23 protein-coding genes are annotated in these 23,667 nt (G+C 68.4%); 15 read left to right on the top strand and 8 right to left on the bottom strand.

Features of this window, described 5'->3' with window-relative positions; translation table 11 throughout:
- Nucleotides 1–60 precede the first annotated feature (60 nt).
- The 3 genes from EV652_RS23390 to EV652_RS23380 all read right to left on the bottom strand — a co-directional run bounded on the left by EV652_RS23390 (nucleotide 61) and on the right by EV652_RS23380 (nucleotide 3,904).
- The gene (locus EV652_RS23390) at nucleotides 61–1,494 is read right to left on the bottom strand and encodes a S1C family serine protease (RefSeq protein ID WP_132211355.1); all 1,434 of its coding nucleotides are present in this window, start codon (nucleotides 1,492–1,494) and stop codon (nucleotides 61–63) included.
- 140 nt (nucleotides 1,495–1,634) lie between these two features.
- Nucleotides 1,635–3,215, bottom strand: coding sequence for a sensor histidine kinase (locus EV652_RS23385; protein WP_242001948.1), 1,581 nt, complete (start codon nucleotides 3,213–3,215; stop codon nucleotides 1,635–1,637).
- A complete protein-coding gene (locus EV652_RS23380; RefSeq protein ID WP_132211354.1) occupies nucleotides 3,212–3,904 on the bottom strand; it encodes a response regulator transcription factor in 693 nt (230 codons plus the stop codon). The genes EV652_RS23385 and EV652_RS23380 overlap by 4 nt, the downstream gene beginning before the upstream one ends.
- Before the next feature lie 158 nt (nucleotides 3,905–4,062).
- Between EV652_RS23380 and EV652_RS23375 the strand changes: the two genes are divergently transcribed.
- The gene (locus EV652_RS23375; protein WP_242001947.1) at nucleotides 4,063–5,043 is read left to right on the top strand and encodes an acetamidase/formamidase family protein; all 981 of its coding nucleotides are present in this window, start codon (nucleotides 4,063–4,065) and stop codon (nucleotides 5,041–5,043) included.
- Here the strand turns inward: EV652_RS23375 and EV652_RS23370 are convergent.
- Nucleotides 4,978–5,892, bottom strand: coding sequence for a DMT family transporter (locus EV652_RS23370; RefSeq protein WP_132211352.1), 915 nt, complete (start codon nucleotides 5,890–5,892; stop codon nucleotides 4,978–4,980). The two genes, EV652_RS23375 and EV652_RS23370, sit on opposite strands and share 66 nt — an antisense overlap.
- A gap of 63 nt (nucleotides 5,893–5,955) precedes the next feature.
- Here EV652_RS23370 and EV652_RS23365 point away from each other — a divergent pair, with 63 nt between their 5' ends.
- Nucleotides 5,956–6,417 carry an Lrp/AsnC family transcriptional regulator gene (locus tag EV652_RS23365; RefSeq protein WP_132211351.1) on the top strand — a complete coding sequence of 154 codons (462 nt, stop codon included), beginning with the start codon at nucleotides 5,956–5,958 and terminating at the stop codon, nucleotides 6,415–6,417.
- A 173-nt stretch (nucleotides 6,418–6,590) separates the two neighbouring features.
- Entirely contained in the window at nucleotides 6,591–7,802 is a 1,212-nt protein-coding gene (locus EV652_RS23360) for a pyrophosphate--fructose-6-phosphate 1-phosphotransferase (protein WP_132211350.1), read from the top strand.
- A 4-nt stretch (nucleotides 7,803–7,806) separates the two neighbouring features.
- Here EV652_RS23360 and EV652_RS23355 read toward each other — a convergent pair whose 3' ends face one another.
- Both EV652_RS23355 and EV652_RS23350 read right to left on the bottom strand, forming a co-directional pair.
- On the bottom strand, nucleotides 7,807–8,232 hold the full coding sequence (locus EV652_RS23355; RefSeq protein ID WP_132211349.1) for a low molecular weight protein-tyrosine-phosphatase: 426 nt from the start codon (nucleotides 8,230–8,232) through the stop codon (nucleotides 7,807–7,809).
- Nucleotide 8,233: 1 nt separating this feature from the next.
- Nucleotides 8,234–8,623 (bottom strand): phage holin family protein, encoded by a 390-nt coding sequence (locus EV652_RS23350; protein ID WP_132211348.1) that lies wholly within the window; start codon nucleotides 8,621–8,623, stop codon nucleotides 8,234–8,236.
- A gap of 137 nt (nucleotides 8,624–8,760) precedes the next feature.
- Between EV652_RS23350 and EV652_RS23345 the strand changes: the two genes are divergently transcribed.
- Genes EV652_RS23345 through EV652_RS23310 form a run of 8 tightly spaced genes read left to right on the top strand, consistent with a single transcriptional unit; the run spans nucleotide 8,761 to nucleotide 17,706 of the window.
- Nucleotides 8,761–9,933, top strand: coding sequence for a DUF5005 domain-containing protein (locus EV652_RS23345; RefSeq protein ID WP_199238364.1), 1,173 nt, complete (start codon nucleotides 8,761–8,763; stop codon nucleotides 9,931–9,933).
- Nucleotides 9,930–10,637, top strand: a complete 708-nt coding sequence (locus EV652_RS23340; protein ID WP_132211347.1) for a FadR/GntR family transcriptional regulator — start codon at nucleotides 9,930–9,932, stop codon at nucleotides 10,635–10,637. Before EV652_RS23345 ends, EV652_RS23340 begins: the two co-directional genes overlap by 4 nt.
- Nucleotides 10,638–10,654: 17 nt before the next feature.
- Nucleotides 10,655–11,944, top strand: coding sequence for an ABC transporter substrate-binding protein (locus tag EV652_RS23335; protein WP_199238363.1), 1,290 nt, complete (start codon nucleotides 10,655–10,657; stop codon nucleotides 11,942–11,944).
- On the top strand, nucleotides 11,941–12,870 hold the full coding sequence (locus EV652_RS23330; RefSeq protein ID WP_242001946.1) for a carbohydrate ABC transporter permease: 930 nt from the start codon (nucleotides 11,941–11,943) through the stop codon (nucleotides 12,868–12,870). The genes EV652_RS23335 and EV652_RS23330 overlap by 4 nt, the downstream gene beginning before the upstream one ends.
- A complete protein-coding gene (locus tag EV652_RS23325) occupies nucleotides 12,867–13,691 on the top strand; it encodes a carbohydrate ABC transporter permease (protein WP_132211345.1) in 825 nt (274 codons plus the stop codon). The genes EV652_RS23330 and EV652_RS23325 overlap by 4 nt, the downstream gene beginning before the upstream one ends.
- Before the next feature lie 9 nt (nucleotides 13,692–13,700).
- Entirely contained in the window at nucleotides 13,701–14,459 is a 759-nt protein-coding gene (locus EV652_RS23320) for an SDR family NAD(P)-dependent oxidoreductase (RefSeq protein WP_132211344.1), read from the top strand.
- Nucleotides 14,456–15,670: an enolase C-terminal domain-like protein gene (locus EV652_RS23315; RefSeq protein ID WP_132211343.1), complete on the top strand. Its 1,215-nt coding sequence runs from the start codon at nucleotides 14,456–14,458 to the stop codon at nucleotides 15,668–15,670. Before EV652_RS23320 ends, EV652_RS23315 begins: the two co-directional genes overlap by 4 nt.
- A complete protein-coding gene (locus tag EV652_RS23310; protein ID WP_132211342.1) occupies nucleotides 15,667–17,706 on the top strand; it encodes a glucosidase family protein in 2,040 nt (679 codons plus the stop codon). Before EV652_RS23315 ends, EV652_RS23310 begins: the two co-directional genes overlap by 4 nt.
- 26 nt (nucleotides 17,707–17,732) lie before the next feature.
- Here EV652_RS23310 and EV652_RS23305 read toward each other — a convergent pair whose 3' ends face one another.
- Nucleotides 17,733–18,401 carry a GntR family transcriptional regulator gene (locus tag EV652_RS23305; RefSeq protein ID WP_132211341.1) on the bottom strand — a complete coding sequence of 223 codons (669 nt, stop codon included), beginning with the start codon at nucleotides 18,399–18,401 and terminating at the stop codon, nucleotides 17,733–17,735.
- A 183-nt stretch (nucleotides 18,402–18,584) separates the two neighbouring features.
- On the opposite strand from EV652_RS23305, the gene EV652_RS23300 reads away from it, so the two are divergent.
- Both EV652_RS23300 and EV652_RS23295 read left to right on the top strand, forming a co-directional pair.
- Nucleotides 18,585–20,183 (top strand): phage tail tip lysozyme, encoded by a 1,599-nt coding sequence (locus EV652_RS23300; protein WP_242001945.1) that lies wholly within the window; start codon nucleotides 18,585–18,587, stop codon nucleotides 20,181–20,183.
- A complete protein-coding gene (locus EV652_RS23295) occupies nucleotides 20,183–20,785 on the top strand; it encodes a PEGA domain-containing protein (protein WP_132211340.1) in 603 nt (200 codons plus the stop codon). The genes EV652_RS23300 and EV652_RS23295 overlap by 1 nt, the downstream gene beginning before the upstream one ends.
- Before the next feature lie 3 nt (nucleotides 20,786–20,788).
- On the opposite strand, the gene EV652_RS23290 is transcribed toward EV652_RS23295, so the two are convergent.
- The gene (locus EV652_RS23290) at nucleotides 20,789–21,661 is read right to left on the bottom strand and encodes a dimethylarginine dimethylaminohydrolase family protein (protein WP_132211339.1); all 873 of its coding nucleotides are present in this window, start codon (nucleotides 21,659–21,661) and stop codon (nucleotides 20,789–20,791) included.
- A gap of 176 nt (nucleotides 21,662–21,837) precedes the next feature.
- Here EV652_RS23290 and hisC point away from each other — a divergent pair, with 176 nt between their 5' ends.
- Nucleotides 21,838–22,917, top strand: coding sequence for a histidinol-phosphate transaminase (gene hisC / locus EV652_RS23285; protein WP_132211338.1), 1,080 nt, complete (start codon nucleotides 21,838–21,840; stop codon nucleotides 22,915–22,917).
- Nucleotides 22,914–23,648: an SDR family NAD(P)-dependent oxidoreductase gene (locus tag EV652_RS23280; RefSeq protein ID WP_158441228.1), complete on the top strand. Its 735-nt coding sequence runs from the start codon at nucleotides 22,914–22,916 to the stop codon at nucleotides 23,646–23,648. Before hisC ends, EV652_RS23280 begins: the two co-directional genes overlap by 4 nt.
- Nucleotides 23,649–23,667: the final 19 nt, after the last annotated feature.

Here is a 23,667-nt window from a genome sequence, read left to right as displayed (position 1 = left end):
AAAAGGGACTGCGGCCGCTCGGTGGGCGGCCGCAGTCCCAACCAGGGAGGAACGAGTGGATCAGCCGGTCGGGTTCCCGTTGTCCGAGCCGAGGGTTGCCGTCACGGTCTGGGTCTTGCCGTCGCGGGTCAGCGTGATCTTCACGTCGTCGCCCGGGCGGTGCGAACGGACTGCGGCGACCAACGCGTCCCCTGACGCGATCGCCTTGCCGTCTACAGCGGTCACCACATCACCCGCTTGCAGACCGGCCTTGTCCGCCGCACCGCCGGACGTCACCTCGCCGAGGCGTGCTCCACTCGAGAGCCCGCCGGAAGACTGCGCGTCGCCGACCTGCACTCCGAGCCGCGCATGCGTGGCCTTGCCCTTGGCCACCAGCTCGTCGATGATCGGCTTGGCCTGGTCGATCGGGATTGCGAAGCCCAGGCCGATGTTGCCGCCTTCGGATTGTCCCGATCCTCCGGCGGTCTTGATCGCGCTGTTGATTCCGACCACCTGGCCGGCGAGGTCGATCAGGGCGCCGCCCGAGTTACCGGGGTTGATCGCGGCGTCCGTCTGAACTGCTGGGAAAACCGTCGTGCTGTCCTGCTGCTCGTCGCCCGACGTCACCGGGCGGTTCAGGGCCGAGACGATGCCGCTGGTCACGGTCGCCTCCAGGCCGAACGGCGAGCCGATCGCGACCACACCCTGGCCGACGGCGAGGTCGCCGCTGCTGCCGAGGGTGGCCGGGGTCAGGTCGGTCGCGTCCGCCTTGATCACGGCGAGGTCGGTGAGTGGGTCGGTGCCCTTGACGGTGGCCGAAACCGTCCGGCCGTCGTTCAGGATCACCGAGATGTTGCCGCCGCTGCCGGCGCCCGCCACCACGTGGTTGTTGGTGACGATCAGGCCGTCCTTGCTGATCACGATGCCCGAGCCGGTCCCCGCACCCTGCGATGTCGCGACCGCGATCTTCACCGTGCTCGGCAGCACCTTCGCGGCGGCGCTCTGCACCGAGCCGTCCGGTGCCGCGGCGGGCGCGGCCTGGTTGCCGTTCAGCGGGGCCGTCACCGACGGGCTGTTGCCGCCGGAGTCGTTCGTCGCCGAGTAGACAGCCGCACCGCCCACACCGCCGGCGGTGCCGACGAGCAGGGCCGTGGCGGCCACCAGAGCCAGACCAAGCCGCTTGGGCTTGGCCGGTGCGGCGGCCTGCGCAGGCTGCGGACCGAAGGGCCAGCTCGGGCCCGGAGACGTCCCCTGATGCGCCCCCGGCGCCCCGAACTGGGGGTATGTGCCCCCACCTGAAGGGTGCTGACCCGGCCGCTGCTGCCCACCTTGCGGTGCGAACTGCTGCTGCTGGTGCTGGCCGTAGCCACCCATCGGCAGTTGCTGCGTCCGCTCCTGCGGGTTGGCGCCGTACGACGGCTGCCCGCCCTGGGGCTGGCTGGGCGTCGTCGAACCCTGCGCGGGGGTGTCGGACCCGGGCTGGTTCTGCGGCTGGTGCGGCTGGTTCTCGGTCATGGCCAATACTCTGCGGGCTGGACCTGAGAAGCCCCTGAAGATCCCGTCAGAGCTACCGAAGAACTCTATGAAGATCCCCTGAAGGTCCAGTCAGCTCGTCTTCAGATTGCTTGGGGTACGGCGAATCGCGCGCTAGGACATCAGCGGGTCTGGGTCGCGGCGTGCGGCAGCCACAGCGTGAACTGGGCGCCGGCACCAGGCGCGTTGCGGGCGTAGATCATCCCGCCGTGCTGCTCGGCCGCGTGTTTCACGATCGCGAGACCCAGCCCGGAACCGGGCCGGCCGCGCGCCTCGCTGGAACGGTAGAACCGCTCGAAGACATGCGGCAGATCCGCGTCGGAAATACCCGGCCCAGAGTCCGTCACCGTCAGTACGCCGTCCAGCAGCCGCACCGTGACACGGCCGATCGGCTGACCGTCCGCACGCACCGACACGTCCTCCGGGACGCTGTACTTCGCGGCGTTGTCGAGCAGGTTCGTTACCGCCCGCCCGAGCAGCCGTTCGTCACCCCACACCGGGAACGGAGCGAGCTGGACGTCCCACTCCAGTCCCGGCGCGCGGCGTCGTACCTTGATCACCGCGTCCTCGACCACGTTCGACAGCTCGATCAGCTCGGCGTTGCGCACCTGCGGGGTGTCCCGCGCCAGCTCGGTCAGGTCACCGATCAACGTGGTCAGCTCGTCCATCTGAGCACGTACGTCGTCCAGCAGTTGCTGCCGGTCCTCCGGCCGGAGGCCACCACGCTTGTCCGCCTGGGCAAGCAGGTCGAGGTTGGTCCGGATGCTGGTGAGCGGCGTACGCAACTCGTGCCCGGCGTCGCCGACCAGCCGTCGCTGCCGGTCCTGCGACCGCGCCAGCGCCGCCAGCATCGCGTTGAACGCCTGCGCCAGCCGGGAGATCTCGTCGGACCCGGTGACCGGAATCGGCTGCAGGTCCTCCGTCCGGGCCACATGCTCAGCGGCCTCGGTCAATCGCGCCAAGGGTCTGAGGCCGGACGCGGCGACGGTGTTGCCCGCTATCGCGGCACCGATCACGCCGAGCAGCCCCACCGCCCACAACACGATGCCGAGGTTGTGCAGCGTGTGGTCGATCGGGGCGAGCGACTGAGCCACGACGAGTGCGGTGTCATCACCCAGTGGGACGGCGACGACCCGGTAGTGCTGGTTGTTCGGCGAGCCCGCCGTGCGGATGTTGGGCTCGGTCCCGAGATCGGATCGTGCCACTGCCAGCTCTTCGGGGCCGATGGGCGGCAGATACGACTTGGGGCTACCCGCGGTCCGGCCGTTCGCGGCCAGCAGGCCCATCCGGATGTCGACCAGCCCCAACGCCTCCGGTGGCAAGCCCTGCATGATCTCCGGATCGGTCAGGACGGGGCCTTTGGCGGCGAGTGTGGTGCGCTGGATCAGGCTGTCGTCCAGGTTCCGGTACATCTGCTGCCGGACGGTCAGGTACGCCGCCACGCTCACGAACGCGACCGCCAGGCCGACCGCGACCGCGGCCAGCAAGGTCACCCGGGCATGCAGGCTCAGGTGGTGCAGCTTCTGCTGCGCCCAGCTCTGCGTCCGGGCCGCCGTCGCGGTCACCCGGTTTCCGTTGCCATTGGCAAGAGGTTGCCCACCGGCCGGAGAGGGGTGCCGGCCGGGGGGATCGGGGTGCTGCGGGCCGGCCGGCTGGTTCGCGCGGTCGGCGTACGACGGGAAGTCGGGGTCGGACGAACTCACGGTGGGGTGTCTCTCAGGACGTAGCCGATGCCGCGGACGGTGTGGATCAGCCGCGGCAGGTCGTTCACCTCGGTCTTGCGGCGCAGGTAGCCGATGTAGACCTCGAGGGAGTTGGCGGTGGTCGGGAAGTCGTAACCCCAGACTGCGTCCAGGATCACCGCGCGTTCGAGCACCCGGCGCGGGTTGCGGATCAGCAGCTCGAGCAGCGAGAACTCGGTCCGGGTGAGCGGGATCGGGGTGTCACCGCGGTGCACCTCGTGGGCGTCCACGTCGACCACGAGGTCGGCGTACTGGAGCACCTCGCCGCGCTGGCCGCCCTCGCCGGGCACGGTGCTGCGCCGGAGCAGGGCGCGCAGCCGGGCGAGCAGCTCCTCCAGCGCGAACGGTTTGGTCAGGTAGTCGTCGCCGCCGGCGTCCAGGCCGTCCACCCGGTCGGCCACCGCGTCCCGCGCGGTCAGCACCAGGATCGGCACGTTGTTGCCCGCGGCCCGCAGGGCCTTGGTGGTCTCCAGCCCGTCCAGCCGCGGCATCATCACGTCCATCACCACGACGTCCGGTTCGACGTTGCCGATCACCGCGAGCGCCTCGGCGCCGTCGGACGCGGTCACCACCTCGAAGTCGTTGAACTCCAGCGAACGGCGCAGCGAGTCCCGGACGGCCCGGTCGTCGTCCACCACCAATACGCGCATTCTCGTTCCCCGCTCCGCTCGAAGGTCCGTCACCGCCGAAAGTTCCACTACCCGCGAGATTAGGCCGTCCGCTTGAGAATCGCCTGAGAACCCGCTGATCGCTCGCCGAACACCTCCTGGACACCTTAGGTTTCTGACCTGTGGACATCCTCGAATTCATGCCTGAGCCCAACGAGTACACCTGGACCTTCGGCGGTGCTGCTCCGCTCCGCCGGATCAAGCCCGGAACGGCCCTGCGGCTGTGGACCGAGGACGCATTCTGCGGCACCTTGCGCAGTACGGCGGACCTGGCCAGCGCATCGCTGACGATGCCGTTCGTCAACCCGCAGACCGGCCCGTTCTACGTCGAGGGAGCCGAGCCGGGGGACACCCTGGTGCTGCATTTCGTCGAGGTCACCCCGGCCCGGAGCTGGGGTGCGTCCGCGACCATCCCGTTCTTCGGCGGCCTGACCAGCACCGATCGGACCGCCACGCTGCAGGATCCGCTGCCCGAGCGGACCTGGATCTACGAGGTGGACACCGACAAGCAGACCGTCGGGTTCCAGGCGCAGGGCAGCGACCTGGAGATCGCGCTGCCGATCGAGCCGATGCTGGGCACGGTCGGTCTCGCCCCGGCCGCCGGCGAGGTCCGCTCGTCGCTGGTGCCGGACACGTTCGGTGGCAACATGGACACGCCGGAGATGCGGGCCGGTGCGACCTGCTTCCTCAACGTGAACGTCGAGGGTGCGCTGTTCTCGGTCGGAGACGGTCACTATCGCCAGGGCGAGGGCGAGTCCTGTGGGACCGCGGTCGAGGGCGCGATGAACGTCGTACTGATCGTGGAGCTGGTGAAGACGCCTGGACCCGCCTGGCCGCGGATCGAGAATGACGACTACCTGGCGGTGGTCGGGTCGAGCCGGCCGCTCGAGGACGCGTGGCGTGCCGGTCAGGTCGACATGGTCGGCTGGCTCGGCTCGCTCTACGGCCTCGACAAGCTGGACGCGTACCAGTTGCTCAGTCAGGTCAGCGAAGTACCGCTGGCCAACGTGGTCGACGCCAACTACAGCGTGGTCACCAAGGTCCCGAAGCGCCTGCTACCCGCGGCCGACGTCTACAGCGGCATCCACCGCCACCTCCGCGACCTTGCGGCGACGCTCTGACCTGCTGACCGCAACGCCCACCAGGCACAGCGCTCCACCGACCAGGGCAAGGCCCGCAGGAGTCTCGCCGAGGAACACCCACGCCAGCAGGATCGCCACCATCGGCACCAGGTACGTCGTCGCTCCCATCCGACCCGCAGTGGTCCGGGACAACGCGTACGCCCAAGTGGTGAAGCCCAGCGCGGTCGGGAACGCACCGAGGTAGAAGACCCACCAGAGCGTCGCCGGACGAGCCGCACCGATCTCCTGGATCAAACCGGACGTGTAGGGCAGGCAGACGACGGTGCCGATGACGCAGGCTAGCCAGGTGACCTGTGCAGCGGGCAGTCGGCTCAGGAGTGGTTTCTGAGTGACCACACCAACCGCGTAGGAGATGGCGGCCGTCACGCAGAGGATCACACCCCAGGTCTCGGCCCGACCGGTCGAGGTCGACAGACCAATCAACAGCACGCCGCCGAATGCGACGAAGCTGCCGATGAGTACCTGCCGCGGGAAACCCTCGCCGAGGGTCAGTCCGGCCAGCAGAGCGACCAGCAGCGGTGCGATGTGTACGAGCATGGCCGCCGTACCTGCGTCGAGGCGCCGCTCGGCCGAGTTGAGCGCGACGTTGTACACGCCGAACCACAGCAGACCGCAGGCCAGCAGCAGCGGCCAGTCCCGTCGCTGCGCCATCCGGAACCGCTCTCGCTTGACCAGCAGCAGCAACCCCAGCAGCACGCTGCCGACCAGCAGCCGGGCGAGGGACAGCGGACCGGCCGACAACTCGGTCCCGAGGTGCCGGATCGCCACGAAGGCCGAGGCCCATAGGACGACGGTCACGCCGGCGGCGACGAGGGCGGTGGGTTTCATGACGACAACGGTAGAAAGCTTCGGCCTGCGCTACCATGTCGGAACGGAGCCTGGGAGGTCGAAATGCTTACCGAAACGACAAGCCCATTGCTGGATGAGCTGAACATCCGGATCCTCGAGGAGCTCACCGCCGACCCCCGGCTGCGGACCACCGAGCTGGCGCGCCGGCTGGGCGTCTCCACGCCGACCGTGCGCGAGCGGATCACCCGGCTCGATGAGTCCGGGGTCATCCGCGGCTACCGGCTCGACATCGATCCGGCCGCGCTCGGCCGGCCGGTGGCCGCATGGGTCCGGCTCCAGCCGGGGCCCGGTCAGGTCTCCCGGATCGCCGAGATGGCCCGGAGCACGCCGGAAGTCGTCGAATGCCACCGCATCTCCGGCGAGGACTGCTTCCTGATGCGGGTCCAGGTCCCGGCTATCGACAAACTCGAAGCACTCCTCGACCGCTTCGCGCCGTACGGCCGGACCAACAGTTCCTTCGTCGTCTCCACCCCGGTCCCGCCCCGCTCGGTCCCGCTCGGATAAATGGCGGTCCGCCAGCCCATCACAATCGTGCCCTCGTGGCCTCGGCCGGCGTGATCGGCCGCTCCGGCCGCGGTTGTGATGGCGTGGCGGTCCGCGACCCCAACCACTCCTGAGGGTGGTCTGCATCACTAGTCTGGTGGCGACTTCAGCGACGTTCGGAAGGACCCCGACCCATGGCTGCCGACAAGTCTGTCCGCAGAGTTGCCCTGCTCACCGCCGGCGGGCTCGCGCCCTGCCTGTCGTCCGCCGTCGGCGGGCTGATCGAGCGCTACACCGAGGTGGCTCCCGACGTGGAGATCATCGCCTACCTGAACGGTTACCACGGCCTGCTCAGCGGCCGGCACCTAGAGGTGACACCCGAGGTGCGGGAGAAGGCCGCACTGCTGCACAAGTTCGGTGGCAGCCCGATCGGGAACAGCCGGGTGAAGCTGACCAACACCGCGGACCTGGTGAAGCGTGGCCTGATCTCCGACGGCCAGAACGCACTGCAGGTCGCGGCCGAGCGGCTGGTCGCCGACGGTGTCGACGTACTGCACACGATTGGTGGCGATGACACCAACACCACCGCCGCGGACCTGGCGGCGTACCTGCATGAGCACGACTATGACCTGACCGTGGTCGGCCTGCCGAAGACGATCGACAACGACGTGATCCCGATCCGGCAGAGCCTGGGCGCCTGGACCGCGGCCGAGCAGGGTGCGCTGTACGCCCGCAACATCATCGCCGAGCACTCGTCGAACCCGCGGATGCTGATCGTCCACGAGGTGATGGGCCGCAACTGCGGATGGTTGACCGCGGCAACGGCACAGGCCTACCAGCAGTGGGTCGACGAGCAGGAGTGGAACCCGGGGATCGGGCTGACCAAGGCCGGCTGGGACGTGCACGCGGTGTACGTGCCGGAGGCAACGATCGACCTGGACGCCGAGGCGGACCGGCTGCGCAAGGTGATGGACGAGACCGACTGCGTCAACATCTTCCTGTCCGAGGGTGCCGGGGTGGAGTCGATCGTCGCCGAGCTGGAGGCCCGCGGCGAGGAGGTCGGCCGGGACCCGTTCGGTCACGTGAAGCTGGACACCATCAACCCGGGTGCCTGGTTCGCCAAGCAGTTCGGCGAGCGGATCGGCGCGGAGAAGACGATGGTGCAGAAGAGCGGCTACTTCAGCCGCTCGGCCGCGGCCAACGACCGCGACCTCGCGCTGATCAAGGAGTGCACCGACCACGCGGTCGACGCCGCGCTGCGGGGTGAGAGCGGCGTGGTCGGCCACGACGAGGAGCGCGGCGACGAGCTGCGCGCGATCGAGTTCCCGCGGATCGCCGGCGGCAAGGAGTTCGACCCGGGCGTCGACTGGTTCACCAGGCTGAAGGCCGACATCGGCCAGGCGTAGTACCTCAGTCGCGAAGGCGGTCGACCCACTCGTCGGCCGCCTTCTCGATCTGGTCGAGGACGTCGTCGAAGCCTTCGTCCTCGCCGTAGTACGGGTCCGGTACGTCGACCTCGGCGAACAACTGGACGGCTCCGCCCCGCCGGGTCAGCTCCGACAGGTGACCCGAGTCCATCGCCAGCACCAGGTCCCGCTCGGCGAACCAGCCGGTCCGGAACTGCTGCGCCCGGTGCGCGCTGCCGTCGTACCCGCGCCGGCGCAACGCCGCCGCGGCCCGCGGATCCATCGGGTCGCCCAGATGCCACCCGCCGGTCCCTGAGCTGGTCACGACCACGTCGTCGATCCCGGCGTCGGCCAGCTTCGCGCGCAGTACCACCTCGCCGATCGGCGACCGGCAGATGTTGCCCGAGCAGACAATCTCGACGCGCCTCACGTCACTTGATCTCCGCCTTGTCCGGGAGTACGGCGTTCAGCAGCATGCCGACGACCGTGATCACCAGCGATCCGAGCAGTGCGGACGGCCAGAAGTCCTCGACATGGAACTGGACGTCCAGCTGCCCGGTGATCCACGAGGTGAGCAGCAGCATCACGGCGTTGATGACGAAGATCAGCAGCCCCAGCGTCAGGATGATGAAGGGCAGCGACAGCAGCTTCACGATCGGCTTCACCACCGCGTTCACCAGGCCGAAGATCGCCGCCACGATCAGCAGGGTGAGGATCCGCCGGCCGGTGGTCGCGCCCTGGATGGTGATGCCGCTGATGAGCCAGGCCGCGGCCGCCAGCGCGACCGCGTTGGCGAGCAACTTGATGATCAAGTTCTTCATGCCGTCGATCCTGCCATCCCACCGGTAGCGCCGTGGCCCCGCACGCGCCCTGAACGAACCCTGAGTCTTGACACGCTAATGACCAAGTGATCTGATCATTTTCATTCGTGAGGTCAATGATTGCCGAGGGGGCAACCGTGGGAGCCAAAAAGTCACGACCGGTCACAAGACGACTCTGGATCGCAGCGACCGCACTCACTCTGGTCGCCACCGGAGTCCCAGCCGCCCAGGCGGCCGAGCCGGGTGCTGCTGCCGGCGCGGCCGAGTGTGACGCGGTGCGGACCAACTGGACGGCTCAGGCGCGGCCGCAGGCCGACCCGGAGCGTCTGCTCAACGCCTACAGCAACACCGGCAAGGGCTGGACCGGCGGGGACAGCACCTACTCGGTCAAGCTCTCCGGCGGCCGGACCGTGTGGATCTTCTCCGACACGTTCCTCGGCCCGGTGAACCCTGACGGCAGCCGTCCGACCACCACGCCGTTCATCAACAACTCCTTCGTCGTCCAGCGCGGCAACTCCGTGAAGACCGTCACCGGAGGTACGCCGGCGAACCCGACCGCACTCGTCCCGCCGCCGGCCAACGGCTGGTACTGGTTCGGTGCGGCACAGACCAGCAACGCGGGCCGGAACCTCGATGTGGTCGCACTGCGATTCGAGAAGACCGGGACGGGTCAGTGGGACTGGCGCTGGGCCAGCAACTACATCGCCAGGTTCGACAGCAAGACCCTCAAGCTGAAGAAGCTCATCGCGATCCCCTCGGCCGCGAACGTGCAGTGGTCGGGGTGGCTGCAGCGGGACGGCGGTTACACCTACATCTACGGCGTCGAGGACCTGGGTGCTTCGAAGTACCAGCACGTGGCTCGCGTCCGCGGTGACGACCTGACCGCGAAGCCGTGGGAGTACTGGACCGGCAACGGCTGGTCAGCGAACGAGACGGCCTCGGCACGTGTGCTGGAGGGTGTCGCCAACGAGCACAGCGTGAGCCGCTGGCGTGACGGCTATCTGCTGGTCACGCACGACACCACCGAGCTGTTCAGCAAGCGGGTCCTCGGGTACTTCTCCTGCTCGCCGACCGGCCCGTGGGTCAAGCCGGTCGAGCTCTATCAGACTCCGGAGACCGGGGCGGACGGCAGCTACGGGAACGCCAACATCATCACGTACAACTCCCACGACCACCCGGACCAGCGCCGTGGCAACCAGCTCCTGGTCAGCTACAACGTCAACAGCCTCGACGCCAACACCGACCTGTACGCCGACGTGAGCATCTACCGCCCCCGCTTCGTCGCCGTCACCCTGGTGGCAGCTCGATGAGTACGTCCGGTGGCGTCGTACGGCGGAGTCTCCTCGACGACCTCGCCACCTCGATGCTGGCGCTGATCGCCGACCGCAAGCTGTCCTCGGGCGACCAGTTCGAGTCCGTGCGGTCGTTGGCCGACCGGTTCAAGGTCGCCGTACCGACGGTGCGGGAAGCGTTGCGCCGCCTGGAGGCCACCGGTGCCGTGGAGCTGCGGCACGGGTCCGGTGTGTACGTCGGTCAGCACATCGGCCGGCTGATACTCGCCAACCCGTTGGCACCGACGCCGTCATCCGACCGCCTGATCGAGCTGCTCCAGGCGCGAGCCCTGATCGAGCCGCCGGTCGCCGCCCTGGCCGCGCGTGTTCGCACCGAGGCGGCACTGGAACGGATGGCCGGCGACCTGGCCGCCGCGGCCGAGCTGGTCACATCCGGCGACCACGCCCAGCTGGCGGAGGTCAACATGGACTTCCACCGCTCCCTCGCGCAGGCGTCCGGGAACGCGACGCTGGCTGAGGTCGTCGAGTCCGTCACCGTCGTCAACGTCCGTGAACAGCTGGAGATCCTGCACATCCACGGCGACCGGCAGACCGACCTGGACGAACACCGGGCCATCTACGCGGCGGTGCTGGCCGGCGACCCGGAGCTGGCCGAACGCCTCACCCACGAACACCTCGACGGAGTCCTTGCCGTCATCAACAACCGACTTCAGCACCCCTGAAGCTGAGAGGACGCACCATGCAACGCATCACCAACCGGAAAGCACTGACCGCTCTGGCGGTGGCCGGCGCGCTCGTGCTGACCGCCTGCGGGGGCGGCGGCGGTGGCGGCTCGGAGGCCGCCAAGGGCGAGGACAAGCCGGTCGACTCGCTGAAGTTCTACAACGACAAGGGCGGCTGGAAGGACGCCTTCGTCCAGGTCGGCGCGGCCAGCAAGAAGGACATCGGGGTCGGGATGGAGCCGGTCGGGTACTCCGACTCCAACACCTACACCGCATTCATCCGGTCGTCGTTCCGGACCAAGGAGAAGGCGGACCTGTTCACCTGGCACACCGGCAAGGAGCTGGAGGACCTGGTCGACCAGAAGCTGGTCGCCGAGACCACCGACCAGTGGACCAAGGCGGTTGCCGACGGCAACGTGCCGGAGCAGCTCAAGCAGTACTTCACCTACGACGACAAGCAGTACTGCGTACCGCTGAACGCCGGCTACTGGGTGATGTACTACAACAAGGCCGTCTTCAAGAAGGCCGGGATCACCCAGACCCCGAAGACCTGGCCGGAGCTGCTCGCGGTCGCCGACAAGGTCAAGGCGGCCGGCGTGAAGCCGTTCTACCAGACCAACATCCTGTTCAGCTTCGTCTGGTTCGAGACACTGCTGGCCGGCAAGGACCCGGACCTGTACGACGCCCTCGCCGCGGGGAAGGCGAAGTACACCGACCCGGGCGTGGTCGAGGTGATGAACGAGTGGAAGATGATGATCGACGCCGGCTACTTCAGCGACCCGGGCTCGAAGACCGAGCCGCAGGCGCAGCTGAAGAACGGTGACGTCGCGATGATCAACTTCGGCACCTGGTTCAGCGGCAACCTCAACTCGCTGAAGATGAAGGCCGGGACCGACTACGACTTCTTCATCATCCCGAACGTGAACGCCGGTCTGCCGAAGACCTCGATGATCTTCGAGACCGGCCCGGTGTGCTCGGCGGCTCAGAGTGAGCACACCTCCACGGTGAAGAAGTGGACCGAGTGGTGGGTCACCCCGCAGGCGCAGACCGCCTGGGCCAACTCCCGCGGCGACCTGTCCTTCAACCCCAAGGCCGAGGTCAAGGACCCGAGCCTGGCCTCCCTGAACAAGGATGTCGGCGGTGACGGCTACCGGCTGATCAACCGCTGGTTCGAGGCGACGCCCGTACCGGTCGCGAACAAGGCGCTCGAGGTGTTCGGTGCGTTCGTGACCAAGCCGGGTGACCCGATGCCGGGCCTGCAGAAGATCCAGGCCGAGGCGGACGCGTACTGGGCCAAGCAGAAGTGACCTCCTCCACTCTCCAGCGACCGGCGCCTGTGAAGCGGGCGCCGGTCCGCGGGCGTTCGTTGCAGACCGGTGGCCGGTCGGCACCGCTGTTCGGGCTGCCGGCCGCGGCCGTGGTTGCACTGCTGCTCTACCTGCCGTTCCTGTGGACGACGTACGTCAGCTTCACCGACTACGACGGCCTCGCGTCGCCGGTGTGGTCCGGGCTGGCCAACTACAAGGCGATGTTCAGCGACCCGGACCTGGTGGGGGCGCTGGTCAACACGCTGCTGTGGGTCGTCGGCATGGTGACGCTCCCGGTGGTGCTCGGGCTGCTGGTCGCCGTACTGACCTATGGGCACAAGTGGGGCACGTGGCTGCGGTTGCCGTTCCTGCTGCCGTACGCGATCTCCGGTGTGGCCGTTGGCGTCATCTGGGGGTTCGTGCTGCAGCCGGACGGCGCGCTCGGCCAGGCACTCGGCTTCTTCGGGCTGCCGGGTGAGCACACCGGCTGGCTGCAGGCCGGTCCGGGCAACACGCTGATGATGATCGTGGCGGTGACCTGGCAGGCGGCCGGTGTGAACGCACTGCTGTTCGTGGTCGGGTTGCAGTCCATTCCGGCCGAGCCGCTGGAGGCTGCCCGGCTGGACGGCGCGGAGGGTTTCCGGCTGTTCCTGCACCACCTCTGGCCGCAGCTCCGGCCGATCACCACTGTGGTGATCGGGCTGTCGATCGTCGGCAGCCTCAAGACGTTCGACGTGGTCTGGGTGATGACGCAGGGCGGTCCCGGTACGTCGTCGGAGACGCTCGCTCTCTCCATGTACAAGGAGACCTTCGTGCTGAACGACTACGGCCAGGGCTCCGCGATCGCCCTGTTCCTCAGCCTGGTCACATTCGCCGCGTCGATCCTCTACCTGCGCTACCAGCTCTCGGACGGAGACTCGCGATGAACAAGACCTCCTCCGGCCCGATCCGTACGGCGGTGCTCGTCGTCCTCGGACTGATCTGGCTCGCACCCGTCTACCTGCTGATCGTGAACGCGTCCAAGTCCGTCGACGGGTACGACGCGGCGTCGGTGTGGAAGCCGGCCGGGTTCTCGCTGTTCGGCAACTTCGCGGAGGCCTGGGACAAGGCCGCGCTCGGCGACACCCTGGTGGCGACGACGCTGTACAGCGTGGTGTCTCCGGTGCTCGCGGTGCTGATCGGCGCCGCGGCCGGGTACGCGATCGTGGTGCTGCGGCTGCGCTACGGCTTCCTGTGGTTCATCTTCATCTTCGGCGGCACGATCTTCCCGCTGCAGATGGTGCTGATGCCGCTGTTCTCCGGGTACGCCGACTCAGGCCTCTACGACACCCGGGTCGGCATGATCATCGTCTACACCGCGATCAGTGTGCCGTTCTCGGCCTTCGTGATGCGCAACTTCTTCACCGGGATCGCGCGCAGCGTCTTCGAGGCGGCGATCGTCGACGGTGGTGGCATGTTCCGGATCTTCCGCAGCATCTACCTGCCGATGGCCGGGTCGGCGCTGGCCGCGATCTTCATCCTGCAGGCCACCTTCGTCTGGAACGACCTGCTGCTCGGCCTGACGCTGAGCCAGTCCGAGTCGGTCCGCCCGATCATGCCGGCCCTGACCGGTCTCCAGAGCACGTACGGCGGCGCCGCACTGCCCACGGTGTTGGCGGGCGGCCTCCTGGTCTCGCTTCCGACCGTGGTCCTGTTCCTGGCTGCACAACGCTTCTTCTCCCGAGGCTTGGCCCTCGGTCAGTTCTGAAAGGCGGATATGAGTCGCACAGTTGTTGTCACCGGGGGAGCCGCCGGCATCGGCCGCGGTGCGGTGGAGCGGTTCGTTGCCGGGGGCGACCAAGTCGTCGCTCTCGACCGGGACGCGGACGCGCTGGCCGCGCTGTCGGACGAGCTGGATGTTCGTGGCATCACCGTGGATGTGGGCGACCGGGAGGCGTTGTCCGCTGCCGCACAGGAAGTCGACCAGGTCGACGCGCTCGTGTGTGCCGCAGGCGTCCAGCGCTACGGGACCGTGGTGGACACGTCCTACTCCGTCTACGACGAGGTGATGGCGGTCAACGTCGGCGGGGTGTTCTTCGCCTGCCAGGCGTTCGTGCCGAAGCTCCCGCGGGGTGGGAGCGTCGTGGTGGTCGCGTCGGTGCAGGCGTATGCGGCTCAGAAGAGTGTGGCGGCGTACTCGATGGGGAAGGGTGCGCTGTTGTCGCTGGTCCGGGCGATGGCGGTGGATCATGCTCCCGATGGGGTTCGCGTGAACGCGGTCTGCCCGGGTTCGGTGGACACGCCGATGCTGCGGACGTCGGCCGCCGAGTTCGGTGGCGGGCGGTCGACTGACGAGGTGGTCGCCGAATGGGGTCGGTCGCATCCGCTCGGCCGGGTGGCGACCCCGGGAGAAGTTGCCGAGGTCATCCATTTCCTGGCGTCTCCGGCTGCGGCTTTCGTCACCGGGGCGGACGTGAAGGTCGATGGTGGGCTGACCGCTGGGTTGGCCGTCGTACTGCCGGAGGATCAGAAGTGAAAATCGTTGACATCCGGGCGACGACCGTGACGATGCCGCTCGAGGCACCGCTGCGGCACAGCAACGGCGCGCACTGGGGCCGCTTCGTGCGGACCGTGGTCGAGATCGAGGCCGACAACGGGCTGATCGGACTGGGGGAGATGGGTGGCGGCGGCCAGAGTGCCGAGGCTGCCGTGACCGGTCTGAAGCAGTATCTGGTCGGCCATGATCCGGCCCGCACCGAGGCGTTGCGCTGGATGCTCGCCAACCCGACCGCGAGCCTCTACAACAACCGGACCCAGCTGCTGGCCGCGGTCGAATTCGCCTGTCTCGACCTGCAGGGCAAGAATCTCGGCGTCCCTGTGCACGAGCTTCTCGGCGGAAAGGTCCGCTCCCGGGTGCCGTTCGCGAGCTACTTGTTCTTCCGCCATCCAGCTGACGACGGGACCGGTGAGATCCGGACGGCCGAGCAGTTGGTGAAGCACGCGCGAGACCTCGTCGACGAGCATGGGTTCAGCGTGCACAAGCTGAAGGGCGGCGTCTTCCCGCCGGACTACGAGCGTGAGTGCTTCCGCGCGCTGGCCGAGGCGTTCCCCGGGCACCGGGTGAGGTTCGACCCGAACGGCGCCTTCGGTGTCGAGGAGGCGATCCGGTTCGCCCGCGGGATCGAGGACCTCGACAACGACTACCTCGAGGACCCGACCTGGGGCCTGAACGGGATGCGCCGGGTCCGCGAGAAGACCTCGATCCCGCTCGCCACCAACACCGTGGTGGTGAACTTCGAACAGCTCGCCGCGAACATCCGCGACCCCGCCGTCGACGTGATCCTGCTCGACACCACGTTCTGGGGCGGCATCCGGCCGTGTATCAAGGCCGCCGGCGTCTGCGAGACCTTCCAGCTCGGCGTCGCCGTGCACTCCTCCGGCGAGCTCGGCATCCAGCTGGCGACGATGCTGCACCTGGGCGCCGTCGTACCGAACCTGTCCTTCGCCGCCGACGCGCATTACCACCACCTGCGCGACGACATCATTGCCGGCGGCAAGATTCCGTACGACGGCGGCGCGATCGCCGTACCGGACGGACCCGGGCTCGGTGTCGAACTGGACCGCGACAAACTCGCCGAGTACGCCGAACTATTCCGCGAACTCGGCCCCTATCCCTACGACCGGGACCCGGCCAGACCGGACTGGTACCCCCTGCTCCCGAACACCGATTGGGCCGACCCCTCATGAGCATCCCTCGTTCCGCCGATCTGGCGAGCGACGTCCTGACCCACACGTACGACGACATGTTCAACCCGCCCGGGTTGACCAATTTCCTGGGCACCGCGCAGGTCGACCTCGACGTGTTCGCGATTCGCTCGGTGAACTTCCCGCCGTACTCGCACGGCGACTGCATCACCGGACAGCTGTACGTCGACGGGCGGCTGGCCCGCTCGTACGGCGGCTCGGTCGACGTCGTCTGGCGTCCGGACCACGTGGTGCGGTCGACGGTCGTCGACGGGTTGACGCTGCGGTCGGTGACCGCGTGTGCGCCGGGCCGGCCGGCTGTCGTCGTACAACTGGAGGTTTCCGGCGCACCGGGTCGCTCGGTGCGGCTGGGTTTTGCGTTGGACAGTACGGCGACTCGCTCGCCGAGTGGGTGGTTGAAGCCTGAGCCGCCGTCGGAGCCGAACACACTGACCACGGTCGATGATCGCGTGGTCGGTACCGGGGAGTCCGGATCCGCGGTGAGCTTGCAGGGTCTCGACGTACCGGCGTCTGTCGATCGCTCGATGCTTGAGGCAACAGTTGTGCTGGATGGCTCGGGGCGTGCGCGCGTTGGCTATGTGCACGTGCTGACTGGGGACCTGGCTGAGGCGACGACCCACTACGACGCGTGTGTGGCCGACGTACCGGCTGTCTTTGCTGGGGCCGAGGAGGCTTGGGACAAGGCGCTGGCGGATGCGTTCGATCCGGCGGGTGACGGGTTCAGTGGGTCGCTGCCGATTCTGGAGACGTCGAACGAGGCGTTGCGGAAGCTGTACTGGTGGGGCGTTCTCGGTGTGGTGTGGTTCCGGCGGGACAACCCGGCGAGTGTGATCGGGCGGACGTACGACACGTTGATGCCGCGGTACTGGCAGACCACCACGTTCATCTGGGACTACAGCCTGTCCTCGCTGACCCATGCGCTGCTCGACCCGGAGCCGATGCGCAAGCACATCGAGCACTGGGTCGGCCTCGATACCCACAAGCACTTCGGGACCGAGTGGTTGACCGGCGGACCGGTCGGCTACTGGTACTCGGTCAACGACTTCGCCATGACGCGGCTGGTGCGCGACTACGTCCGCTTCACCGGAGATACCCCGTTCCTGGACGCGCCAGTGGGTGCGAAGCCGATGTCGGAGCACGTGCACGATTGGGCGACCGCCTGGCGTGGGCTGCGTGGTGAGCATGCGCTGGCGGACTACGGCGGTATCGACAACCTGATGGAGTGCGTGAGCAGCTACGTGCACGAGGTGGCCAGCTTCAATGCCGCCAACGTGTGGTGCATGCGGGTCGCAGCCGAGGTCGCTTCGCGGTCGGGCGACGACGACCGGGCCTCGCTGTTGCTCAAAGAGGCTGACGAGCAGGCGGGTCATGTCAACGAGCTCTACGTCGAGGGCGAAGGCTTCTGGCACGCGCGGCAGCCGGACGGCTCACTGGTCCCGGTGCGGCACTGCTACGACTTCAACATCGTGGGTACGACGTTCGCGTCGGACCTCTCCGCGGAGCAGCGGACGGAGATGGTCTCGTTCTTCCAGCGGGAGCTGCAGACACCCACTTGGATGCGCGCGCTCTCGCCGTACGACGCGGATGCTGCTTTCAGCCTGCGGCCGGATCACCAGTGGAACGGTGCCTACCCGGCCTGGCCGGCGGACGCTGGGCGGGCGTTGTTCGCGCTCGGGCGTGGCGACGTCGTACTGGACTGGCTGCCGGGGTTGGCACGCTCGGCCAACCAAGGGCCGTGCGGTCAGGCGCACTTCGTCGAGGAGGCGGTGCCTGCGATGGCCGGCGGCGCGCGGAAGTCGCCGCCGCAGTTCCCTTACCTGATCGACTGGTCCTGCTCGTCGTCCGGCTCCTGGGTCAGCCTGATCCTGGAGGGTGTCTTCGGCATCGAGGTCGCCCTGGACGGCACCGTCACCGCAAACCCCCAGGTCAGCGCCCTGGATCCGGACGCCCGCCTGACCGGCCTCCGCGTCGGCCCCGCGACCTACACCATCACCGCAACCGGCGTCACCCCCACCTGACTCCCCCCGCGTCGGAGGTCCGTGGATCAGGTGTGGGGCATGGCGATGGCTTCGAGGAGGGACTCCTTGGCGCCGGCCAGGTGGCGGCGGAGCTCGTCGACGCACTCGTCGAGCTCGCCGCGCTCCAGCAGGCGTACCAGCTTGCGGTGGGAGGCGACCTGCTGGCGGGCGTCCTGGCGCAGCGCGTCCACGCGGGCCAGCGCCAGCCGGGCCTCACCGGTGACCGAGTCGGCGGTCGCGATCAGCCGCTCGCTGCCGGTCAGGGCGACCAGGCTGCGGTGGATGGCGAGGTGCGTCTCGGTCATCGCCTCGGGATCCGCGCCGTCCTTGGCGGTCGCGGCGAACGTCCGCATCGCCTCCCGGACCCGTTCCCGGGCGGCCTCGTCGGCGTCGAACCAGGCCCGGATGCCGGCCGACTCCAGCACGAACCGCGCCCGGCAGATGTCCGCCACCGCGTCGGGGTGCAGGATCGCGACACTGACACCCTTGTTCGGCTCCCGGATCGCGAGACCCTCGGTGACCAGCATGGTCATCGCCTCGCGAACGGTGCTCCGGGCGACCCCCAGCGCCTCGGCGAGTGGCTGTTCGCGTAACGGCGTACCGGGTTCGAGGTCGCCGGCGAACAGGGCGGCACGCAGTGCGTCGACCACCCGGTCCACCGTGGTCGAGCGGTCCACCCGCAGCCGTTCGTACATGGGAGGATTCTCGTCCAGTCAAGGTCCGTTGTCGCGCGCGACCCGGTGTTGACACCCCATTGGCCGCCCGGCCTGTGGATAACTCCCGACATGATGACCCGGGTTTCGGGCAGCATTTCCCCAGTGGCCGCCCCTCTCCACGATCCGCCGTTGGAGGGCCGCTGAACCAGCGAGGAGCCGATCGTGGGTGACAGCAAAGCTCTGCCGATCCTCGGCGGCGTCATGCTGGTGCTGTTCCTTCCGCTGCTGATCGTGCTCGCGCTGATCATCGGCGGCCTGGCCGGCACGGACTCCGCCGCGGCCGGCTGTGTGCCCACCCAGAGCGAGGGCAAGGCCCTCGCCTGGCCGACCGACCGGCACGAAATCGACCAGGACTGGTCGGAGGGTGGCGGCCGCGGGCAGAGCCCGCACCGCGGCATCGACTTCGACGTCGACGAGGGCAGCAAGGTCTACGCGGCCGAGGACGGCAAGGTCGTCTCGATCTCGGACAACCAGATCCGGATCCAGCACGACGAGGGCGTGGAGACCCGCTACAAGTTCTTCAAGGACATCTCCGTCCGGGTCGACCAAGAGGTCAAGCGCGGTGACCAGATCGGCACGTCCGGATCGGGCTCCGAGGCCAGCCCCGGGCTGGGCGGCGAGCATCTGCACTTCGAGCTGTGGGTCAAGAAGGACGAGGGCGGCGACCTCGAGGCCGTCGACCCCGATCCCGACGACGACACCTTCGGCGAGGAGGCCCAGGACGACCCGGGCAGCTGTGGCTGCAGCACCCTGGTCGGGTCGAACAACCAGCAGAAGGCGTTCAACTACTTCGCCTCGAACGGGTACTCCAAGGAGCAGGCCGCCGGGATCGTCGGCAACATGATCCACGAGTCCGGCGTCGAGCCGGGCCGGCTGCAGAACACCCCGCCCGGCCACGTCACCAACCCGTCCGACGCGGTCGCGAGCCCGCTCGGCTGGGGCATCGTCCAGTGGACCCCGGCCGGCAAGATGATCAGCCCGTCCCGCGCCGCCGGCATCGACGACGCGGTCATCGGGTCGCTGGAGTACCAGCTGGAGTTCCTGAAGAAACAGCTGGCCGGGGAGACGGCGATCGCCGAGGGGCACGCCGGCGACATGCTCAAGCGGGCCACCACCGCCGAGGACGCCGCGGTCGCCTTCGGCCGGTACTTCGAACGCTTCGCCGGCTCCGAGGACCTCAGCAACCCGCGCTACACCCAGCGCAAGACCGCTGCCCGCGAGGTGCTGGCCACCTTCGGCGGGGGCGCCGGGGGCGAGGACGGCGGCGGTGGGTGCGGCGGCGGCACCATCGTCGAGACCGCGCTCCAGCTGGCCTGGGACACCCCCGGGCACGGTCACGATCCCAAGCCGATCAATCCGACGTACGCGCAGGCCGTGAGCGAGCACAACGGCTCCTCCGGCCAGGACGAGCTGACCGACTGCGGTGTGTTCGTGGCGACGGTGATGAGGATGAGCGGTGCCGACCCGGAGTACGCCCCCCGCGGGACGAGTGTCCAGATGGACTACCTGCGGAGTTCAGGGAAGTACGACCTGTTCGACAACCTGAACAACGAGGGACAGCTGCAGCCCGGGGACATCTTCATCATCGACGGTCACACCTACCTCTACACCGGCAACTACGAAGGTAGTGACGGGCGGACCTACAACGCGGCGTCGGCGTCGTGGCGCGGCCACGTGCCGGAGGCGACGCGGGTGTACTTCACCGACTACCGCGGCCACTACACGGTGGCCCGGCTCAAGCAATCTGGGAGTTCCGACTGATGGATGAGAACCGGCGGCTGTTCATGCTCAGCGGCACCGTCGTGGTGATCGCGCTGGTCGTGCTGGGTGGGTACCTGGTCTTCCGCGGCAACCCCGAGCACACGCTGACGGTGAAGTCGATCCCGAACGACCTCACGCTGACCCTGGACGGCCGGCAGGTTCCGGCCAACGGTGAGATCAAGGTGAAGGAAGGCAAGCACACGCTGACCGGTGAGCGGAGCGGCTTCGAGAGCTACACCCAGACCGTCCAGGTGACGGAGGACTCGCAGTACAAGATGTTCCTGTTCTCCAACAGCGCCGAGGGCCGTGCCTGGGAGAAGTCGCACCCGGAGGAGCAGCTCGAGGCCGAGGGGGAGGCGGGCCGCCGCTTCGACGAGCTCAATGCCCGGCTCACCGCGAAGTACCCGATCCTCCAGGAGCTTCCGTACATCGGCCCCGGCTTCACCGTGAACCAGGGCGTCTCCCAGGCCCACCCCGGCGACCCCGAGTTCCTCGCCTTCTACATCAAGGTCACCGACTCCGAGGGCAGGAAGAAGTCGCTGGAGTGGCTGACCGGCCACGGCTACAAACCGGAAACCCTCGAACTCATCTACACCAAGTAGCGCTCAGGTGGGGAGGATGACCTCGCCGCCCGGTGCGGTGATGGCGGTGAGGTCGAAGTCCAGCGGGTTGGTGAGACAGCGGGCGGAGCCGCCGGCCTTGTGGAACTCGGTGAGGTCGAGGACGACGACGCGGAGGCCGAGGCCGGTGAGGATCTCGTGCAGGCGTGGGGAGCAGGCCGGCATGATGATCGTCTCGTTCACCACGATCGAGTTGGCGCTGAACGCGAACGCCTCGTCGTCGGTGAGCACGATCGGATCCGGCACGATGCCGAACAGCTCGGCCTGACTGGCCGCGTCGAACGCCGCCGGGTAGACCAGCGCGTGGGTGCTGTCGACCGGGCAGAACGGCAGGTCGAGGTGGTACATCCCCTCGTGCGTGATCCGCAGCCCGCGGACCCGGATACCCCACTCGATCGCCAGGTGCTTGAGCGCCTCCGCCTCGGTGCGCGGCCCGTATCCGACGACCAGGCTGTCGCCGAACACGAACGCGTCGCCGGACTCGAAGTGCGGCCCCACCCCGTCCGACCCTGGCCGCCCGAGCGCGAACCCGTGCCCGGTGAACCAGTCGGCCGCCGTGAGCGACTCCTTCCGGCGCGGCTCGAACCGCATGTGCGACAGCATCGCCCGGCCGTCCGCGGTCGCGAACCCGAGGTTCATCGCGTACACCATGTCCGGCGAGTCCGGCCGCTGCGCGAGCACCTCGACCTCACCGCCGGCGTCGACGATCGCCTGCCGTAGCGAGTCCCACTGCTTCAGCGTCAGCTCGGGGTCCGGCTGGTCCTGGGTCGACATGTACGGGTTGATCACGTAGTCGATCCGGAAGTGGTCCGGGCGGACCATCAGATACCGGCGACCCCACTCCAGCGGCTGACTCATGAACACCCCTTACTGACCGTTGAGACCTATTGCCAGATCCCCTGATTGTCCGACAATCAGTCAGTTTGCAGCCCACAATGGCCGGAGTCAAACGATCCGGTCCACCGCGGTTTCGAGTGATCGAGGTCGCTCGGGGGAGGGTGGTTCGGGGGTGGGGTTGGGGTTAGCCTGCGGGCATGAGCGCAGAGGATGAGGTTCGGTTCCGCGCGTGCCTGGACGATGTGGCGGCTTACAAGCCCGGTCGTCCACCCGCGCGCACCGACGGCCGGCCGACGTACAAGTTGTCCAGCAACGAGAACCCGTACCCGCCGCTGCCGGGCGTCCTCGCCGCCGCCACCGAGGCCGCGGCGCAGATGAACCGCTACCCGGACATGGGCGCGGTCGACCTGCTCGAGGCGCTGTCGGCGCGGTTCGGCGTCCCGGCGAGCAATCTCGCCGTCGCGACCGGGTCCGTCGCGCTGCTCTACCACCTGCTGCAGGCCTCGTGCACCGAAGGTGACGAGGTCGTCTACGCGTGGCGCTCGTTCGAGGCGTACCCGATCGCGGTCCAGCTGACCGGCGCGACGTCGGTCCAGGTGCCGCTGACCGATGACGCGCGCCACGACTTCAAGGCGATGGAGGCCGCGCTGACCGAGCGGACCAAGGTCGTCCTCGTGTGTACGCCGAACAACCCCACCGGCCCGGTGGTACGCCGTGACGAGTTGCTGGCGTTCCTGGACGTCGTACCGCGGAACGTGCTGGTCGTGATCGACGAGGCGTACCGCGAGTTCATTCGCGAGCCCGACGTCATCGATGGGATCGACGTGTACCGGGACCGGTCGAACGTTGTCGTACTGCGGACCTTCTCCAAGGCGTACGGGCTGGCCGGCTTCCGGGTCGGATACGCCGTCGGCCACGAGCCGGTGGTAGCGGCGATCCGCAAGTGCGCGTTGCCGTTCGGGGTCAGCCACGTCGCGCAGGCAGCCGCAATCGCGTCGCTCGCCGCCGAGGAGGAGCTGCTCGAGCGGGTCGACGCGCTGGTGACCGAGCGGACGCGCGTGGTCGATGAGCTGCGCGCGGCCGGCTGGGACGTACCGGAAACGCAGGCGAACTTCGTCTGGATGCCGCTCGGCGACGACACCGTCGCGTTCGCCGAGGCGGTGCAGGCGGAGGGTGTGTCGATCCGCCCGTTCCCGGGTGACGGTGCCCGGGTCAGCATCGGCGAGCGCGAGGCGAACGACGTCTTCCTGTCCGTCGCTCGCGCCTGGCACCAGTGAGTACGGCGGCCAAGTCGCTGATCTGGATCTCCGGAGCATCGGCCGGGATCGGGGCGGCCCTGGCTGCGACGGCGCCGTACGGCGATGCCCGCGTGATCGACCTGTCGCGGCGAGGCGGCGGGCCGGCCGAACACTTCAAGGCCGACCTGTCAGACCCGGCGGACTGGGTACGCGTGGAGCAGCACTTCCGCGAGGAGACGGCCGGGTACGACGGTGAGCGGGTGGTGTTCATCCACAACGCCGGCACGATCACGCCGATCGGTCCGGCGGACAGGGTCGACGGGGACGCGTACACCCGCGCGGTGCTGTTGAACTCCGCGGCGCCACAGGTACTCGGGCGAGCCTTCCTTCAGGCGACCGCCGAGCTCACGTGCGAGCGTCACCTGGTGATGCTGTCGTCCGGTGCGGCCAAGACCGCGTACGCCGGTTGGTCGTCGTACAACGCCGGAAAGGCTGCCGTCGAGCACTGGGTCCGCTCAGTCGGCGCCGAGCAGGACGAGCGCTCGGGCGGGGGATGCCGGGTGATCGCGGTCGCGCCCGGGGTCGTCGACACCGCGATGCAGACCGAGATCCGCGCCACCGATGAGCAGGACTTCCCCGCGGTCGGGCGCTTCCATGAGCTCAAGAAGACCGGCGCTCTCAGCACCCCGGCCGACGCTGCCGCCGGCATCTGGTCACTCTTCGACCGCCCCTTCCCCAACGGCTCCTGCGTCGACCTTCGTCAGCTCTAGCCGGGGGACAGCGAAAACG

Origin of the sequence: Kribbella steppae (assembly GCF_004342025.1) — a bacterium.
GTDB classification, from domain to species: Bacteria; Actinomycetota; Actinomycetes; order Propionibacteriales; family Kribbellaceae; genus Kribbella; species Kribbella steppae.
This window is presented reverse-complemented; position numbering and strand designations above follow the sequence as displayed.

Coding starts and splice junctions, on each gene's coding strand:
- EV652_RS23390 (WP_132211355.1), bottom strand. CDS start 1,494: ATGACCGAGAACCAGCCGCACCAGCCGCAGAACCAGCCCGGGTCCGAC.
- EV652_RS23380 (WP_132211354.1), bottom strand. CDS start 3,904: ATGCGCGTATTGGTGGTGGACGACGACCGGGCCGTCCGGGACTCGCTG.
- EV652_RS23375 (WP_242001947.1), top strand. CDS start 4,063: ATGCCTGAGCCCAACGAGTACACCTGGACCTTCGGCGGTGCTGCTCCG.
- EV652_RS23370 (WP_132211352.1), bottom strand. CDS start 5,892: ATGAAACCCACCGCCCTCGTCGCCGCCGGCGTGACCGTCGTCCTATGG.
- EV652_RS23365 (WP_132211351.1), top strand. CDS start 5,956: ATGCTTACCGAAACGACAAGCCCATTGCTGGATGAGCTGAACATCCGG.
- EV652_RS23360 (WP_132211350.1), top strand. CDS start 6,591: ATGGCTGCCGACAAGTCTGTCCGCAGAGTTGCCCTGCTCACCGCCGGC.
- EV652_RS23350 (WP_132211348.1), bottom strand. CDS start 8,623: ATGAAGAACTTGATCATCAAGTTGCTCGCCAACGCGGTCGCGCTGGCG.
- EV652_RS23340 (WP_132211347.1), top strand. CDS start 9,930: ATGAGTACGTCCGGTGGCGTCGTACGGCGGAGTCTCCTCGACGACCTC.
- EV652_RS23335 (WP_199238363.1), top strand. CDS start 10,655: ATGCAACGCATCACCAACCGGAAAGCACTGACCGCTCTGGCGGTGGCC.
- EV652_RS23325 (WP_132211345.1), top strand. CDS start 12,867: ATGAACAAGACCTCCTCCGGCCCGATCCGTACGGCGGTGCTCGTCGTC.
- EV652_RS23320 (WP_132211344.1), top strand. CDS start 13,701: ATGAGTCGCACAGTTGTTGTCACCGGGGGAGCCGCCGGCATCGGCCGC.
- EV652_RS23310 (WP_132211342.1), top strand. CDS start 15,667: ATGAGCATCCCTCGTTCCGCCGATCTGGCGAGCGACGTCCTGACCCAC.
- EV652_RS23305 (WP_132211341.1), bottom strand. CDS start 18,401: ATGTACGAACGGCTGCGGGTGGACCGCTCGACCACGGTGGACCGGGTG.
- EV652_RS23295 (WP_132211340.1), top strand. CDS start 20,183: ATGGATGAGAACCGGCGGCTGTTCATGCTCAGCGGCACCGTCGTGGTG.
- EV652_RS23290 (WP_132211339.1), bottom strand. CDS start 21,661: ATGAGTCAGCCGCTGGAGTGGGGTCGCCGGTATCTGATGGTCCGCCCG.
- hisC (WP_132211338.1), top strand. CDS start 21,838: ATGAGCGCAGAGGATGAGGTTCGGTTCCGCGCGTGCCTGGACGATGTG.